At 36.4% G+C, this 16717-nt stretch carries 10 protein-coding genes; 9 read left to right on the forward strand and 1 reads right to left on the reverse strand.

All coding sequences use genetic code 11. The features are described 5' to 3' along the window. Nucleotides 1-340 precede the first annotated feature (340 nt). Entirely contained in the window at nt 341-1756 is a 1416-nt protein-coding gene (locus R2Q59_RS17025; protein ID WP_316786427.1) for a Gfo/Idh/MocA family protein, read from the forward strand. Nucleotides 1757-1864: 108 nt separating this feature from the next. Here the strand turns inward: R2Q59_RS17025 and R2Q59_RS17030 are convergent, their stop codons facing one another. Continuing rightward, on the reverse strand, nt 1865-4339 hold the full coding sequence (locus tag R2Q59_RS17030; RefSeq protein ID WP_316786429.1) for a mechanosensitive ion channel domain-containing protein: 2475 nt from the start codon (nt 4337-4339) through the stop codon (nt 1865-1867). Between the two features lie 235 nt (nt 4340-4574). Here R2Q59_RS17030 and R2Q59_RS17035 point away from each other — a divergent pair, with 235 nt between their 5' ends. From R2Q59_RS17035 to R2Q59_RS17070, 8 genes are all read left to right on the forward strand, one after another. Next, the gene (locus R2Q59_RS17035; protein ID WP_316786431.1) at nt 4575-5423 is read left to right on the forward strand and encodes a hypothetical protein; all 849 of its coding nucleotides are present in this window, start codon (nt 4575-4577) and stop codon (nt 5421-5423) included. 177 nt (nt 5424-5600) lie between these two features. Then, a complete protein-coding gene (locus R2Q59_RS17040; protein WP_316786434.1) occupies nt 5601-7730 on the forward strand; it encodes a polysaccharide lyase family protein in 2130 nt (709 codons plus the stop codon). Nucleotides 7731-7821: 91 nt separating this feature from the next. Continuing rightward, the gene (locus R2Q59_RS17045; protein ID WP_410478922.1) at nt 7822-8997 is read left to right on the forward strand and encodes a cation:proton antiporter; all 1176 of its coding nucleotides are present in this window, start codon (nt 7822-7824) and stop codon (nt 8995-8997) included. Between the two features lie 299 nt (nt 8998-9296). Continuing rightward, complete coding sequence (locus tag R2Q59_RS17050; RefSeq protein WP_316786438.1) at nt 9297-12512, forward strand: PAS domain S-box protein; 3216 nt, start codon at nt 9297-9299, stop codon at nt 12510-12512. 112 nt (nt 12513-12624) lie between these two features. Next, the gene (locus tag R2Q59_RS17055) at nt 12625-13473 is read left to right on the forward strand and encodes an SDR family oxidoreductase (protein ID WP_316786440.1); all 849 of its coding nucleotides are present in this window, start codon (nt 12625-12627) and stop codon (nt 13471-13473) included. A 96-nt stretch (nt 13474-13569) separates the two neighbouring features. Beyond that, the gene (locus tag R2Q59_RS17060) at nt 13570-14469 is read left to right on the forward strand and encodes an AraC family transcriptional regulator (RefSeq protein WP_316786441.1); all 900 of its coding nucleotides are present in this window, start codon (nt 13570-13572) and stop codon (nt 14467-14469) included. 383 nt (nt 14470-14852) lie between these two features. Continuing rightward, complete coding sequence (locus tag R2Q59_RS17065) at nt 14853-15671, forward strand: SDR family NAD(P)-dependent oxidoreductase (protein WP_316786443.1); 819 nt, start codon at nt 14853-14855, stop codon at nt 15669-15671. A gap of 74 nt (nt 15672-15745) precedes the next feature. Further along, nucleotides 15746-16636, forward strand: coding sequence for a helix-turn-helix domain-containing protein (locus tag R2Q59_RS17070; RefSeq protein ID WP_316771205.1), 891 nt, complete (start codon nt 15746-15748; stop codon nt 16634-16636). Nucleotides 16637-16717 lie beyond the last annotated feature (81 nt).

The raw sequence follows: 16717 nt of genomic DNA on the forward strand, positions 1-16717 counted from the left end.
GCGTAATATTTGCCCTTTTGTTAAAGCTGATAACTTTACCACTTAGATATATGTTCGTTGCACTTAGGGCTTTAAAATTGTCTTAAATTGTTAACTCCGAGAAAGCACCCATTCATCTACTAAAGAAGGAAAAAAGCGAAGTTGATTTCCGAATTTAATATAGGGCATACCTTCAGCCATACGCCTTCTTAGAGCCATCTTGCTTGTGCCAAACCTTTTAAGCATCTCGGAAAAGGTAAGCCATTCCTTTGGCGGTTCTATTGCTTTGCTTTCAACTATTATATGTTTTTTTACATAATTTATGTATTTTGAGGGCTCAAATCACCCAAATATTAACACAATGAACAACGAATCTTCGAGGCGGTTATTCTTGAAACAAGCCTTACTGGCATCTGCGGCAATTGCAGCACCTAATTTATTAATGGCGAATGGCAAATGGATTGGGCCTGCCGATAAGGTTAACATCGCCTTTATAGGAATTGGTAATCGAGGAGCAGAAATTGCCCTAGAGTTATACAAAACTGGTTTGGCCAATGTTGTTGCCTTATGTGATGTAGATATGGGTGCGCCACAAACATTACAAATTTTAAAACAGTTTCCAGATGTGCCCCGTTTTCAAGATTTTAGACAGATGTTTGATAAAATGGGCAAGCAAATTGAAGCGGTATCTATTGGTGTTCCAGATTTTGCTCATTTTCCTATCACCATGATGGCAATGGGCTTAGGTATCCATGTTTATACCGAAAAGCCTATGGCTCGTACTTTTAATGAAGTAGAGCTCATGATGAAAGCAGCTGAGAAATATCCTAAGGTGGTAACACAGATGGGTAATCAGGGGCACTCTGAAGCTAATTATTTTCAATACAAAGCTTGGGTAGATGCAGGTATCATTAAAGATGTAACTGCAATTACAGCACACATGAATTCATCTAGGCGTTGGCATGGATGGGATACAAAAATAAAATCTTTCCCAGCGGCAGAACCTAAACCTGGAACATTAAACTGGGACATTTGGCAGATGGCTACCGATAACCATAACTACAATAAAGATTTCGTGAATGGGCAATGGCGCTGCTGGTACGATTTCGGAATGGGAGCATTGGGCGATTGGGGTGCGCATATTTTAGATACATCACATCAGTTCCTTAATCTTGGTTTGCCTTATGAGGTAAAACCGAAGAAATTAACAGGACATAATGATTTCTTCTACCCAACTTCTACCACGCTATCTTTCAAATTTCCTAAACGTGGAGAAATGCCACCATTAGAAATTAGTTGGTACGATGGCGTTGACAATTTGCCGCCTATACCTGCAGGTTACGGTGTATCTGGTCTCGACCCAAATATTCCGCCTCCAAGTACAGGTGCCATACAACCAGCAAAACTTAATCCCGGTAAAATCATTTATAGTAAAGACCTTACTTTTAAAGGAGGTTCGCATGGCAGTACTTTATCTATCATTCCAGAAGAAAAAGCAAAAGGGATGGCTGCTAAGTTGCCGCAAGTTCCTAAAAGCCCATCTAACCACTTCGCCAATTTCTTACTGGCTTGTAAAGGGCAAGAACAAACTCGTTCTCCATTTGCAATAGCAGGACCTTTAAGCCAAGTATTCTGCCTAGGCGTTTTAGCGCAATGGACTGGTGATAAATTGAAATTTGATAGAGAGAAAAAAGTAATTACTAATAATAGAAAAGCTAATGAATTGCTAGTAGGCCCACCGCCACGTAAGGGTTGGGAGCAATATTATAAGATATAAATATTTTCTTAAGGTAAATAACAAGCATCAATCTGATAAAGGTTGGTGCTTGTTTTGTATTAACACCTTAATTTGGCTATTATAGTTAGTTAGAAAGAACTTTTACAATTACTTTTTTGGTTTTTTGATTTGTTCCAGGTTCTGAATAAATATTTCTTGCTGTGGATAAGGAATTTTAACCTTATTTTCTTTCAAGCCATTGGCAATTGCCATGATGATATCACTCTTAACTGCCGAAGCCTCCTTAAAATCCTTAACCCAAAAATAAAGCTTTAAATCTATAGAACTACTGCCAAACTGATCGTAGTTAATAGTTGGAGCGGGTTTTTTTAAAATCCGTTCCTCTTCATCAAAAATGGTATTTAATAAAGTTTTTACCAAATCAAGGTCCGAATCGTAGTCAATTCCAAGTGCAATTGATACACGTCTTCTATTTCCGGCTAACGACCAATTAATCAGATGTGAGTTTAGCAAATCGCCATTGGGCATTACTACATCTGCACCATCCCAAGTAGTAATTACACTACTTCTAAACCCTACTGATTTCATTGTACCAGCCTGTCCGTCTATGTCAACAATATCGCCAACATTTACTGGCTTTTCGAAAGCAATGATCAATCCACTTACTAAATTATTTACAATGTTCTGTAAACCAAAACCAATACCTACTCCAAGAGCACCAATCACAATCGTAATTCTATCTAACGGAATTCCTGCTGCGGCAATGGCAAGAAAAAGCCCGATGCTTAAAATCATTATCCTAATTAAAAGCAACCAACTCCCAATGCCATGCATTACAGTGTGATCTTCCCTGTCATGCGCCAAATGTTTATCTGATGCAAAAAAGGATACAATTTTTGAGATGACCACAGAAACCCCCATGATAACGAAAAATAATAGCAGCCCATTAATGCTAAAAGTATAATCGCCCAAGGTTCGTTCTTTAACAAAGAACTCTGTCAAAGGCGTAACCATGTATTCAAAACCAGCAAAATTACGCCCGAATAAGATTAGCCATCCAAATACCAATAGCGCATAAAAACCTGATGGCACTTTTTTCCCTAGCTTGTCGAAATTGAGATAAAATAGTTTTTTGTCTTGTTGGGTATAAACATTAAAAGCCAGAAATAAACCTTCATTAATTAGCCTTAATGTCCAAAGGAATAAAATAGCGACCACTACATTTAAGTAGCCACTAATAAGTAAGGTTTTTGATAGATTGTACCTGCCAAACATATTTGCTAGTGTTGAGCCAAATTCCAAAATGGTCATCAGCCCAATAGATATCACAATCAACTTTTCCCTAAGATCTTGTTTTTTTCCTTTTAGGAGGATGAATATTCCAGCAATTGCTCCTGCTAACGAAATGATAATCATGTACCATCTTTCAACTCGCGAAGCTTGAAGAATAAGATTGTCGGCAGCGGTAATTAAAAAAAATGCCACCATAAGCAGCCATACGCCCATCCAATAACGAGTAATAAACTTATGGAAAAGAAAGGTTAAGCTAAGGCAAGAGATTGCCCAAAATATAACATTAAGAATAAATGGAGGCGAAAAGAAAATAAATTGGCCAATGTTTACCACCAAAAGCAAAGCCGATAGAAATGGATACCGGAGCACCAACTGACCCTCGAAATTATTAACCAAAAGATTATTTTCTCTGTAGATTGATTTTAGCGAACGCAAATAAAGGAAAGATGCCATAACCAGTAACGCAAGAATAAATAGCTTTCCAAGATTGTTTTCTAAGTAAAAAACAAGTGTTAGGTTGCCTTTTGCTACAGCCTGATTTAAGATTTCCTTAAAAGGCCGAACATAAGAGGCTTTATCCCAGATATTGGCAAATTCTCTTCTAAAAGTGTTTTTTGCCATGTCACGCTGATAGCCTAAAATCTCTTCCTGATTGGTTTGCAGATTAAAAACCAGTAAATTGGTTCTGTTGAGCATCTCTTGGGTGTGTATGCTCTTTTGTTTAATAGCACTGTCTATAGGTACTTCTTGATAAGCAACTACCCTAATCTGCTGGATATATTTAGCCAGCGTTAATGAATCGTTTGAAAATTTAAACAGTTCTGGAATACTGAGTAACGAATCCAATTGGTAACGGAAAGTATTAAGTTCTTTTTGGCGTAAATCTAACGTAACCTTAATCCTCGTGGCTTTAACCTGTAGCTCTGTTAAAATTTTAGCTGTAGCCGTAAGGTTCCTAAAAGTCTGGGCACTTCCCTTGTTTGTAATTACACCGTCGATAGCCGTGTTCAAATCTTTTTCGATTCCATCAAGACTTGATTTTATGCTTGCGGTATCGTTTGATGTATTTAGATAAATTTTAGCTTTTTGAAGGTTTCTTTTAACTTCTTCGAAAATTCTATTCTGGGTAAGCACAGCTTTATCTGCCTCAAAATCCTTAGCGCTTCTACTTGCCGACCGTTTTGCAAAAAGCTGCATTTTCTCTACAAAAGTGATTACGCTATCTTTAACTGTTGAGTCTTTTAAAGCTGTTTTTTGCTGTGCAATAAGGAGCCCTGGCGCAAGCAAGAAAAACGTGAGGCATACACTGAGGCGAGAAAATAATTTCATATCCACCATTTAATGGTTTTACAATAAGGAGATATGGACAAGTTAGCAAAAAACCCGTAGTTTTTTATTTGCACTCTTAATAATTTGGCTTTTCATTATGGCAATTGATTTTCTTAGAAAAAGTAAAATATGCCTTCTATGTATTAAGAAGCTATTAAATTTACTGTCAAAAGCCATTATATGTTTTGACATCTAATTTTAATCAATTATATTTACTTGTATCAATTTTATCCCTATGAAAAAAAATTACTTCCTCTTGCTGTTGGTTTTTGTATCATTAAATGTGTTTGCACAAACAGGCGTTAAACCTAAAATAGATGTCGTTGTTAAGGCAAACGGCGAAGAAATGAAAGGCAAAGTAACTAAGGTTACTGATAACGACATCAGCTTTATTTATGCTGGCGAAACAGCTGAGTATGTTGTCAAAAAATCGGATATTTCAAAAATTACCTATTCTAGTGGAAGGGTAGAAACACTTGGTCAGGCTGCTTTGCCAGCACAAGAACGCCAAAAAGAAACAGTGACAATGGCCGCTTCACCTGCTGATCATCACAATAAGATTGCAGTATTGCCATTCACATTTTTAATGGAAAATCAGCCAGGTGCAGATGCAGTTGGTTATAAAGCACAAGAAGATACTTATGGCTTTCTTTCTCAGCACAGTGCTGGATATACTTTATTGGACCCACGAACAACTAATGCTTTGTTAAGTAAAGCAGGAGTAACAAGAGATAAAATGATGAACTTCACGATGAAGGAAATCTGCGATATTTTAGGTGTAGAATATGTAATTGATGGTTCGGTAACACAGAATAAAGGGTACCAGACCAGCACAACAAGTGTAGGCACAAATACCAAGGTTAAAAGAGACGGCGATGATAAACTAAAAGGTATGTCTTCATCAGGATCGAGTTATAGCAGTGCTGCTCAAAGATATGATGTAGCCGTAAGCCTCCACATTTACATGGACAACAATGCAAGTATTTATAATCAAAGCCATAAAGCTTTTTTAAGTAGTACCGATGGTGGTTATACTAGTCCATTAGAATATTTACTGAAAAGATGCCCGTTGTATAGGAAGTAGGGTTTTTAACAACTGTTGATAGAATCTTAAAAGCACCAATCTGATAAAGGTTGGTGCTTTTTTATAAACATAGCCCTAGATACTTTATAATACATTCAAGTATCATTTATAACACAATCCCTCAAACCCTTGCATTTCTCTGTCAAACAATGGATTATTGTTTAACCAATTGTTGTCATGAAAAATCTTTTGTCGTTAAGCTTTGCAACCTTGTTTTGTTTTTTAACATTAGGTTCCGTTGCACAAACTAATCAGTCGGTTACCATTACTGAAGATGGACTTACCTATACCATGTCTAATGGTTACTTAACTTTAAAGATTGATAAACGAACAGCAGATTTAATTTCTGTAAAAACAACCAATTCGGTTAGCCCCAATGTAGAGTTGATGGGTTATGTTTCTGGGCATCATGCAGGTTATTGGGAGCAAAGTCCGGCATTGGCAGCACGAAGAGTGACGGGTATTTCCATCGATCCTAAAGTTAATAATGGACAACGAGGCGAAGTCTTTGTAAAAGGCTATTCAGACGGAAAATCAATACTTGGTAAAAACCCAACAGCAGCAGGGCAAGCAGGCGGGCTCATTGCCGACTTGGAAATTCGTTATACATTAGAACGTGGCGCTAAAGGATTATATACGTATGCCATATTTACTCATCAAGCGACGTATCCTGCTGGTTCGGTTGGCGAATCGAGGTTTGGTTTTAAACTGTCGGGAAAAGTTTTCGACTGGATGTCTATTGATGAAAAGCGAAATGGCTTGATGCCAACTGGCAAAGATTGGGATGAAGGACTAGACCTGAACATGAAAGAAGCACGCAGATTAACAACTGGGGTTTTTAAAGGCAAGGCCGAACATAAATATGATTACTCTGCCAAACAATCTAAAATTCCTGCTTATGGTTGGGCATCAACAAAAGAAAAAGTAGGTGTTTATATCATTAATCCATCTTTCGAATATTTATCTAGTGGCCCGAACCATTTTGAGCTAACAGGTCACTTGGATAATGGTGATGGAGCCGACCCTACCTTGCTGAATTATTGGCGAGGAACACATTATGGAGGTAGTGTACTTAACTTTAGTGATAAAGAATATTGGAGCAAAGTTGTGGGGCCAATGTTTATCTACGTGCCTACAGGATTAGAACCTAATGCCATGTTTGTTGATGCCAAAAAGCAGGCGAAGCTAGAGCAGGCACAATGGCCTTATGCTTGGGTTAAAGGAGTAGATTATCCAGCAGTTGCTGAACGAGCAATAGTAAAAGGGAAAATGAAATTAGTAGACCCACAGGCTGTTAAAGGTAAATTTACTAATCTACTGGTAGGATTATCTTTCCCTGATGAAGCAGAAAGACCTCGTCTAGCTCGCAATCCACAGGCAGATTCTGCTGCAATGGCGCAAATGCGATTGGCACAACAACAGAGAAATAACCAACAGCAGCCAGCAACAAAAAGAGATACTTTACCAAATGGAAAACCGGCTAATCGAGGTACTTATCTTCCACCTAATCAAACGGCGTTTCGTCCTAGCAATGCTTATCAACCGGCTATCAATTGGCAAAATGATGCCAAACATTATGAGTTTTGGACAGAAGCCGCGGATGATGGAACCTTTGCTATTCCTAATGTTCGCCCAGGTACTTATCAATTGCATGCAGTTGCCGATGGCGTATTAGGTGCTTACGATGCAATAGCCAATGTAACCATTAAAGCAGGAGAGAAACTAGACTTAGGAACTATAGAATGGAAACCTGTTCGTTATGGAAAACAAATTTTTGAGATTGGTATTCCCAATCGCTCTGCAAAAGAATTTTTTAAAGGTGATGATCACTGGCACTGGGGAATGTATATCGAATATGCCAAGTTTTTCCCTAATGATGTTGATTTTACAGTAGGGAAATCAGATCCTGCTAAAGATTGGTACATTTATCACGTACCACATGATATAGATTTTAAACCAGATGGTCGTGATCAGGGGAGAGCTACACCTTGGAAAATTAATTTCAACATGGCTGCAAATGATTTAAGTAAAGGAAAAGCTATTTTAAGATTCGGTATTGCTGGTTCTGGTGCCCGTTCTTTAGGTATTAATGTGAATGGAAAAGAAGTAGGCCCATTTACAGATTTAAATGGAGGTGGAGCAATCATGATTCGTGACGGCATTGAAGGCACTTGGGTAGAAAAGAAATTTGAATTTGATGCCTCATTACTGAAAGCAGGAAAAAATACAATTACACTTACTGTACCAGCAGGCAGCGTAACTAATGGATTGTGTTATGATGTAATTAGGTTAGAGGTAAGCAAATAGAATAGTTAATCCCCTTGCAAAAACTCATAATGATTAGCTGCGAACGGAAGGTCTAAAAAAGATTCGTAATTTTGTCTTTGCCAATTTGCCTATGACACTTCCTCTAATCATCACCATTTGTGCACTAATATTGATTGCTTACGTTTTCGATATTACATCGCGGCATACCAAAGTGCCAACAGTAATTTTTTTACTGGTGATTGGCTGGGTACTTAAACAACTGATTGCTGTGTTTGATTTGCAGGTGGTTAACTTAATGCCTTTACTTCCAATATTTGGAACATTAGGCTTAATTTTAATTGTGCTAGAGGGAGGTTTGGAGCTTGAGGTAAATAAACAAAAGAAACCCCTAATTAAAAAAGCAGTGCTTTCTGCCTTGTTTCCTTTAATTGCGCTTGCAACAATTTTAAGCGTCTCCTTACATTTTTTTACCGGCGCAAAGCTGATAGATTGCTTGATTAATGTGGTGCCATTCTGTGTAATCAGCAGTGCTATTGCCATACCTAGTGTGCAAAATTTGGGCAGAGCGAAAAAAGAACAAGTTATTTATGAAAGTAGCATGTCTGACATTATTGGCGTAGTGCTATTTGATTTTCTCATAAATAATGAAGTGATTAATCTTGGCTCGTTTGTCCACTTTGGAATTGAATTAGCAATTATGCTAGTGGTGTCACTTATTGCAAGTATAGGCCTTGCTTTTTTAATTAAAAAAATAGAGCATCATGTAAAGTTGGTACCCATAATGATGATGATCGTGCTTATCTATGCAGTGGCCAAGGCTTACCACCTACCTGCATTGTTATTTATATTGATATTTGGTCTTTTCCTTAATAATCTTGATGAGTTTAAACAGTTTTCCTTCATCCGTTATTTAAAGCCTAAAATACTTGATGTAGAGATACATCGATTTACCAGACTGGTTGGAGAGGCTGCTTTTTTGATAAGGACTATCTTCTTTATTCTTTTTGGCTACAGCATAGATATCAATGATTTATTTGATTTACAAGCACTCCCTTATTCGATAGGTATTTTCGTCTGTGTTTTACTCGTAAGACTAGTGCAGCTAAAAATTACAAAAGAAAAATTACTTCCGATGTTATTCATTGCGCCTAGAGGTCTAATTACCATTATGTTATTTCTCTCCATTCCAATTGGCGCCAAGCTAACGCTAGTAAATGAGCCAATGGTTTTGCAACTCATTATCCTTAGCATTTTGGTAATGATGACAGGCCTAGTTGTAAATAAAGAAGGAAAGGAAATTAATTAGTATGATGGAATTATACTTTTTGTCCTTATTCAGGCTTTTCTAAGTTCAACTATGTTGTCTTTTCAGGCATATTGTAACTGAATTAAACTAGATAAGATAAAGAATCCAAGTGTTGAACCCTTACTTATAGGTGTCTCTTCAAAAACCTAAATTAATTTCTATCAAAAAATAATTATCATTGGTTTGCCACTAATTATAATTAATAAGTTTTTATATATATTTAAGGATAATTAAACTTTAAAGAATATATAAGACTATCATCCCCCTTATATCTTAATTAGTTTTTGCAACAAACAACTATGATAGATAAGTTAAAGGCATCTAAAAAACTGTACCTGTTAATAATCGTTATGACAACGGCTATTATTGGCATAGGCTTGTATGGGATTCTCGAGCTAGAGAAAATGCATAAGCGAACGCAAACGCTATATGCTGATAGGGTCTTTCCTCTGCAACAACTTACACATACGCAGTATAATTACACGGTTGGTATTTTAATAACTGCTGAAAGGATTAAAACAAAAGACATTTCTTATGCCGAAGGAATTGAGGTAATTAACAAAGCAGAAAAAGCGATTGCTGCAGATTGGTCTAGTTACATGACAACTTACCTCACTCCTCAAGAAAATAGATTGGCCCAACAATCTTCTGCCTTAGTTAAGCAACTAACAAAAACTATCCAAAAGTTAAAAGAGGTATTAAAAAATGACGATTCACTTGATGATAGTGCATTTATAGATAATGAATTGTATCCTCAAATAAATGCAATTAGTACTAAATTGAATAGATTAATTACTTTACAAGTAAAGGTTGGGAGCGAAGTTTATACCAGCAGCAACAATGCTTATGATACTGCCTTGCTAGAATCGATTTTTTTAATCTTTATATCCCTTTTACTTGCCTTTGCCTTTTCTTACTATTTGATTAATAATGTTCGAGAATTAATTAAAAACCTTAAACAAAACAAAGAAAAGTACCAATCTTTATTGAGCCATGCCGGAGACCCTGTTTTTCTTTTAAATAAAGGGGGTTATTTTATGGAGGTGAATAATAGCATGTGCCAATTGCTTGGTTATGCCGAAAAGGAGTTATTAAGTATGCATTTATCTCAACTCTTTTCTGCAGAAGACCTAGAAAAACAACCATTACAACTCGATTTGCTAGAAGAGAAAAGAACACTGTTGTTAGAGAAAAGATGGTTAAGGAAAAATGGTACAAGGGTGGCAGTTGAGATCAACACACGTGTTTTTGATGGTATAGGCTATTTGGCTATTGCCAGAGATATTACAACCCGCATTCAAACTGAAGAAGCTTTAAGAGAAAGTGAAAGAAAATACCGTAATATTTTCGAAAACGTTCAAGATGTATTTTTTCAAACCGATCTGGATAGCATATTTTTAGATATAAGCCCTTCTGTTGCTAAACACCTTGGTTATACTAGGGAAGAATTAATTGGATTGGGAGCAATTACCCTTTATTATAACGAAGCAGATAGAGTGCAGGCGGTAGAAATATTCTTGGCAAATGGTGAATTGGAGAATTATGAATTAACTTTCAAGTCTAAATCAGGGGAAAAGGTTTTTATATCCTTAAACGCCCGTCTTATTTATGGGGCTGATGGTTCACCTAATCACTTCGATGGATCATTCCGTAATGTTACCGAACGGAAACGCATAGAAAACGAATTAGCAGAACATAAAGAGCAGCTTGCTATATTTATTGAACATAGCCCAGCATCCTTGGCGATGTTTGATACCGAGATGCGATATATAGCCACCAGTAATAGGTGGAAACATGAGAACAATGTACAGCAATATAATTTAGTAGGGAAAAGCCACTATGAGATTTTTCCAGATATTCCTCAGCATTGGAGAGATGGTCATCAACGCTGTTTACAAGGCGAAGTAGAAAAAAAGGAAGAAGATTCATTTGTTCGCCCAGATGGCACCATAGATTGGATAAGATGGGAAACAAGGCCATGGTACAAAGCCTCAGGCAAAATTGGGGGTATCATCATGTTAACCGAAGTAATAACCGAACGCAAAAATGCGACTGAACTTTTTAAACAGCAATTTGAAAATTCACCAGATATCATCCTTATCATTAACAGAGACCTTAAAATAGAATCTATTAATAGAGGATTTCCAGGTGGTAGAACAGTGGCGGAATTGATTGGATTAGATAGCATTTCAATTTTACCAGAAGAAAGTAGAGAAATTGCCAGATCCTCTGTTAAAGCTTGTTTAAAAACTGGTCTGCCTCAAGAATCAGAAAGTGTAATGAGTAATGGTAGCCTAGTTCGCTCAAGGTTTGTACCTATTGTTTTTAACGGTGAAATTTCACGTGTCATGGTTATTGCAACTGATATTACTGAACGTAGGCAAGCAAGGGAAAAACTTAAAAAGAGCGAGGAAAAACATCGAGCCCTAATCGAAAACATTAGCGATACCATAATTTTAATAAATGATAAAGTTGAGGTGATTTACCAAAGCCCTTCTTTTGGCAGAAGCGCAGGTTTTACGAAAGAAGAGTTAAAAGGTAAAACAATTTTAGATTTCATGTACCCTGGTGATGTGCAGAAATCAAGAGAAGATTTTCAAAGAGCAAAAGATTCACCAGGCATTCCACAACATGTACAATATAGAATTATTCATAAACAAGGACATTACATTTGGATTGAAGGTACCATGACTAATTTACTTCATAATGATAGTGTAAACGCTTACATTGTGATTTATAGAGATATTACTGAAAGAAAAATTGCCGAGCAAGAACGTACCAGTATGACTGCTGATATTATACAGCGAAATAAGGATTTGGAACAGTTTGCTTATATCATTTCGCACAATTTAAGGGCTCCTGTTGCAAATGTAATTGGTATTACCGACCTGTTACATTTACCAGGTTTAAGTGAAGTAGAGAAAGTAGAAATGATGGAGGCACTTTCCTTGAATGTTACAAAGCTAGATAATGTAATCAAAGATCTTAATCATATTTTACAAGTTAAACGTGAGGTAAGCGAGAAAAAAGGCGTAGTCCAATTGTCTAAATTGTTAAAAGATGTAGAGAATAGTATCCTTAACATGATCACGCAAGAAAATGTGAGCATTAAGAGCGATTTTTCTGCTATTGATCACCTTACTACATTGAAAAGCTACCTCTATAGTGTCTTTTTTAATTTGATAGCAAATAGTATTAAATATAAAAGAGAGGGTGTCAATCCAAAAATAGAAGTGACAAGCGAATTATCAGGTAATGTAGTCACTTTAACATTTAAAGACAATGGATTGGGCATTGACCTTCAAAAATATGAGGATGAAATATTTGGCTTATACAAACGCTTTCATTTACATACCGAAGGAAAAGGCATTGGTTTGTTTATGGTAAAAACCCAAGTGGAAACGCTAGGAGGTAAAATATCTATCAAAAGCGAACCTAATAAAGGCTCAGAATTTATCATAGAATTTGAAACGGAAGACTTGTCGACTCCCCAACTAAACCAACTTCGCAACTAACCAACTCAACAACTAAACTTCTTGTCGATTGTTTGAATTTTGCAATTATCTGTTTGAACAGCGCTAACGGCTCAGGCTAAAATACCATCAACTTTGTGTTATAAAATTTATAATGATGAACACAAGAAAAACATGGTTTATTACCGGAGCCTCTAAAGGATTAGGGCTTACCTTAGTTAAAAAATTGTTGGCACAAGGATATAATGTAGCAGCAACATCACGCACCATTGATGCTTTGAAAAAAGCAGTTGGCGCAGAAACCGCAAACTTTTTACCATTAGCAATGAACATTGTTGATGAAGTAGATGTAGAAAAGGCAATCAAACAAACCGTAGCGCATTTTGGCAGTATTGACGTAGTGGTAAACAATGCAGGTTACGGACAAATGGGTGGTTTGGAAGAACTAACCGATGCCGAAGCTAGAACTAATTTTGATGTAAATGTTTTTGGTTCTCTTAACGTAATTCGCAAAGCATTACCTTATTTAAGAACCCAAAAAAACGGACACATCTTTAATATTTCATCTATTGGTGGTTTTACTGGCGGATTTCCTGCTTTTGGCATTTATTGTGCAAGTAAATTTGCTGTACATGGTTTTACAGAATCTTTACATCACGAAGTAAAACCATTCGGAATTAACGTAAGTTTAGTCATGCCTGGTTATTTCCGTACTAACTTTTTAGAAGGCGATTCCATTGCAAAACCACAAAATGAAATTGCAGCTTATCAAAACGTGAGGGATGTACAAAATGCACATGTAAACGACATCAATAACAATCAACAAGGCGATCCAGAAAAAGCTGCCGATGTAATGATCGAAGTTGCCAATCAAGCTGATCCTGCATTGCATTTATTTTTAGGTGCTGATGCTTACCAAGCCGCACAAAACAAAATAGAACTGGTGCAAAAAGACATGGAAATCTTTAGAGCCTTAGGTACAACTACCGGATTCGATAATTAATTTTTGAAGGTAAATCAATTAGAAAACTCAATTCGTTGCAAAGGATTGAGTTTTTAAGCGTTACAAATTATCCTTAAAATGTTTTAAATTTACAATATGGAGCCATTAGAAACCCTCGAAGATTTTTATGAAAGGAAATTCGATTTAAAATTTGAAGGCATTAATGCCGATTTGGGACATTTTAATGTTTTTAGATTAGAAGATTGCAATGCACCTGGTAAGCCACCTGTGCAATATAGTCGCCGAGATTTTTATAAAGTTGCCTTAATGAGGGGTAGGCACCTTTACCATTATGGCGATAAAACTTTAGAAGTTAACGGCAGTACCTTGATGTTTTTTAACCCTGAAGTGCCTTATACTTTCGAGCCATTAACCGAAGATGCAACTGGCTTTTTCTGCATTTTTAAGGATGCCTTTTTTACAGAATATATTCGGGGGAGTCTAAAAAACCTTCCCATGTATTCGCCCAATGGCAAACCAGCATATTTATTAAATAAACAACAAGACGAAGCTTTTGCCTTAATCTTCCTTAAAATGATTGAGGAACTACAATCAGATTATGCTTTTAAATTTGATCTGATTCGCAATTACATCATGGAAGTAATTCATGGCGCTATGAAATTGCAACCTTCAGAAACTTTATATAAACATGCTGATGCCAATGCTCGTATTGCAGCGGTTTTTACCGAACTTTTAGAAAGGCAATTCCCAATTGAATCTCGCTCACAGCAGTTTAACATGCGTTCGGCAAAAGACTTTGCGGAAAAGCTGAATGTACACCCAAATCATTTAAACAGGGCAATTAAAACAGCAACTGGAAAAACAACAACCACCCATATTAGCGAAAGATTAATTACCGAAGCCATCGCCTTGTTAAAACACACCAACTGGAACATCTCAGAAATTAGTTATACCCTAGGATTTGAAGAGCCTGCGCACTTTAATAATTTCTTTAAAAAACAAACTAGCCAAACACCAAAGGCTTACAGGATATAATTGTTTAAGCGATTGAACTGTCATGAAGCGTTTGTACATGTTTTTTTAATATGTGCGTCATTGCCAGCTCGTTCCGATAGCTATCGGAAGGCAATCGTAATGCGATTGAAGGCTGAATAAATCTACAAACTCTGTCACCCTGAATTTTTCAGTATTTATATTGTCTATAGCCTTCAAGAGGGCTTCGCCGTTTTTTTTAGGTTTTTTCTTGCAGGAAAGATGCTGAAATAAATTCAGCAGGACGTGTCGGATAGTAAGGCTGTTATTAATTATCAATCTAAACCAAGCTACAGTTGAAATGTGTTAATGATCCAAGGTTTTGTTCAAACACTAGCGAGTATGGTGAACCTACCTTTACATGGTAAATAAAAACAATTATTATCATGTCAAAAACAATTATAATTACTGGAGCTTCACGTGGTTTTGGTAAAATTTGGGCAAAAGCCCTATTAAAACGCGGCGATAAAGTTGCCGCAACAGCTAGAAATATAGCTCACTTAAATGACCTCGTTGAAGAGTTTGGAGATGCCGTTTTTCCTATTCAACTAGATGTTAATGATAGATCAGCTTGTTTCGCAGCAGTAAATCAAGCAAAAGCACATTTTGGTCATATCGATGGATTAATTAATAATGCAGGTTTTGGTTTATTTGGTGCCATAGAAGAAACAACAGAGGAACAAGCAAGGGCACAAATGGAAACCAATTTCTTTGGTGTACTTTGGGTTACACAAGCCATTCTCCCAATATTTAGGGCACAACAAAGCGGACACATTATACAAGTTTCAAGTTTCTTGGGTTTGGTAACTTTACCTGTTTTAGGACTTTATAATGCATCAAAATATGCGGTGAACGGATTGAGCGAAACTTTAGCTGCCGAAGTTGCAGGATTTGGTATAAAAGTTAGTTTAATAGAGCCTAATGGCTTTTCTACAGATTGGTCTGGCGCTTCTGCTTTTCAAACTGAACCTAATGAAGTATATGCACCAATTAAAAAAGCTTTTGCAGAAGGAGCAACGCCAGATTCTTGGGGTAATCCTGAAGCAACAACACCTGCTGTTTTGGCTTTAATTGATAGCGAAAACCCTCCTTTACACTTTTTATTAGGCAAAATAGCTTATCCTGGTGTTAAGCAGGTTTATGCAGATCGATTGGCACAATTTGAAGAGTGGAAAGAAGTTTCGGCAAATGCTCACGGTCACTAAAAGATCATTTTAGATAGCTTAAATCACAGTCTATACAGTGAATTGTGTAGATTGTGATGATTACAAAAAAGGCGATGAAACATTATAAAAGCTTGGCAGAATTACATCAGGAAAATGGATTTCCTGCGCCAGAAAATCCCTTGTTCAGTATTTTCCAATGCAATCATGCATGCTCAATGATAGAAAGAGAATTTACAAGCGATTTCTATATGATAGGAGTTAAAAAATTGATTTCAGGTGTAATTAAATACGGACGTACCATATATGATCATGAAAGTGGTTCGATGATGTTCGTAAAACCAAGACAGATTATAGAAATGAAAGAACTTCATTTAGAAGAAGATGGGTTCCTGATTTTTGTTCATGAAGATTTTTTAAATGGACATATTCTTCATGATGAAATTAGAAAGTATCATTATTTCGATTATGAAACCAATGAAGCGTTACATCTATCGCCAAATGAAGAGAAAACCATTTGGGAGTTGTACCGCAAGATTGAAAATGAGTACAATAATAATCAAGATGAGTACAGTAGGGAAATTATGCTGGCAAATTTAGATACGATGCTTAAATATGCCCAACGTTTTTATAAAAGACAATTCATTAATCGATTTGAGATTTCAAGCAAAACAGTAACGAAGTTCATCAAAGAATTAGATCATTACATGGCAAGTGGCTTGTTAGATAGTAAAGGTTTACCCTCTGTTCATTACATGGCAGATAAATTGAATATCTCACCAGGTTATTTATCAGACACCTTAAAGCAAGAAAGTGGTAAAACTGCTTTGGAGCATATTCATATCTATTTAATAGCAGAGGCAAAAAATAGATTGATTGGAGAAACACAATCAGTTTCTGAAATTGCTTACGCCTTAGGCTTCGAGAATTTATCTTATTTCTCGAGATTATTTAAAAGAGAAGTTGGCGTCAGTCCCATTGGCTTTAAAAAACAAGTTTTAAATTAAGGTGGCTTGTGGGTTGCAGGTTTTAGGTTGATAATGGTACGATAGGTTATTCACTAATGAACCAATGTGTTAATGAACTAA

The organism is Pedobacter frigiditerrae (assembly GCF_032678705.1).
In the GTDB taxonomy this organism is placed as follows: domain Bacteria; phylum Bacteroidota; class Bacteroidia; order Sphingobacteriales; family Sphingobacteriaceae; genus Pedobacter; species Pedobacter frigiditerrae_A.

Excerpts from the sequence above, each read along its gene's own strand:
- R2Q59_RS17025 (WP_316786427.1), top strand. The coding sequence starts at position 341 with ATGAACAACGAATCTTCGAGGCGGTTATTCTTGAAACAAGCCTTACTG.
- R2Q59_RS17030 (WP_316786429.1), bottom strand. The coding sequence starts at position 4,339 with ATGAAATTATTTTCTCGCCTCAGTGTATGCCTCACGTTTTTCTTGCTT.
- R2Q59_RS17035 (WP_316786431.1), top strand. The coding sequence starts at position 4,575 with ATGAAAAAAAATTACTTCCTCTTGCTGTTGGTTTTTGTATCATTAAAT.
- R2Q59_RS17040 (WP_316786434.1), top strand. The coding sequence starts at position 5,601 with ATGAAAAATCTTTTGTCGTTAAGCTTTGCAACCTTGTTTTGTTTTTTA.
- R2Q59_RS17045 (WP_410478922.1), top strand. The coding sequence starts at position 7,822 with ATGACACTTCCTCTAATCATCACCATTTGTGCACTAATATTGATTGCT.
- R2Q59_RS17050 (WP_316786438.1), top strand. The coding sequence starts at position 9,297 with ATGATAGATAAGTTAAAGGCATCTAAAAAACTGTACCTGTTAATAATC.
- R2Q59_RS17055 (WP_316786440.1), top strand. The coding sequence starts at position 12,625 with ATGATGAACACAAGAAAAACATGGTTTATTACCGGAGCCTCTAAAGGA.
- R2Q59_RS17060 (WP_316786441.1), top strand. The coding sequence starts at position 13,570 with ATGGAGCCATTAGAAACCCTCGAAGATTTTTATGAAAGGAAATTCGAT.
- R2Q59_RS17065 (WP_316786443.1), top strand. The coding sequence starts at position 14,853 with ATGTCAAAAACAATTATAATTACTGGAGCTTCACGTGGTTTTGGTAAA.
- R2Q59_RS17070 (WP_316771205.1), top strand. The coding sequence starts at position 15,746 with ATGAAACATTATAAAAGCTTGGCAGAATTACATCAGGAAAATGGATTT.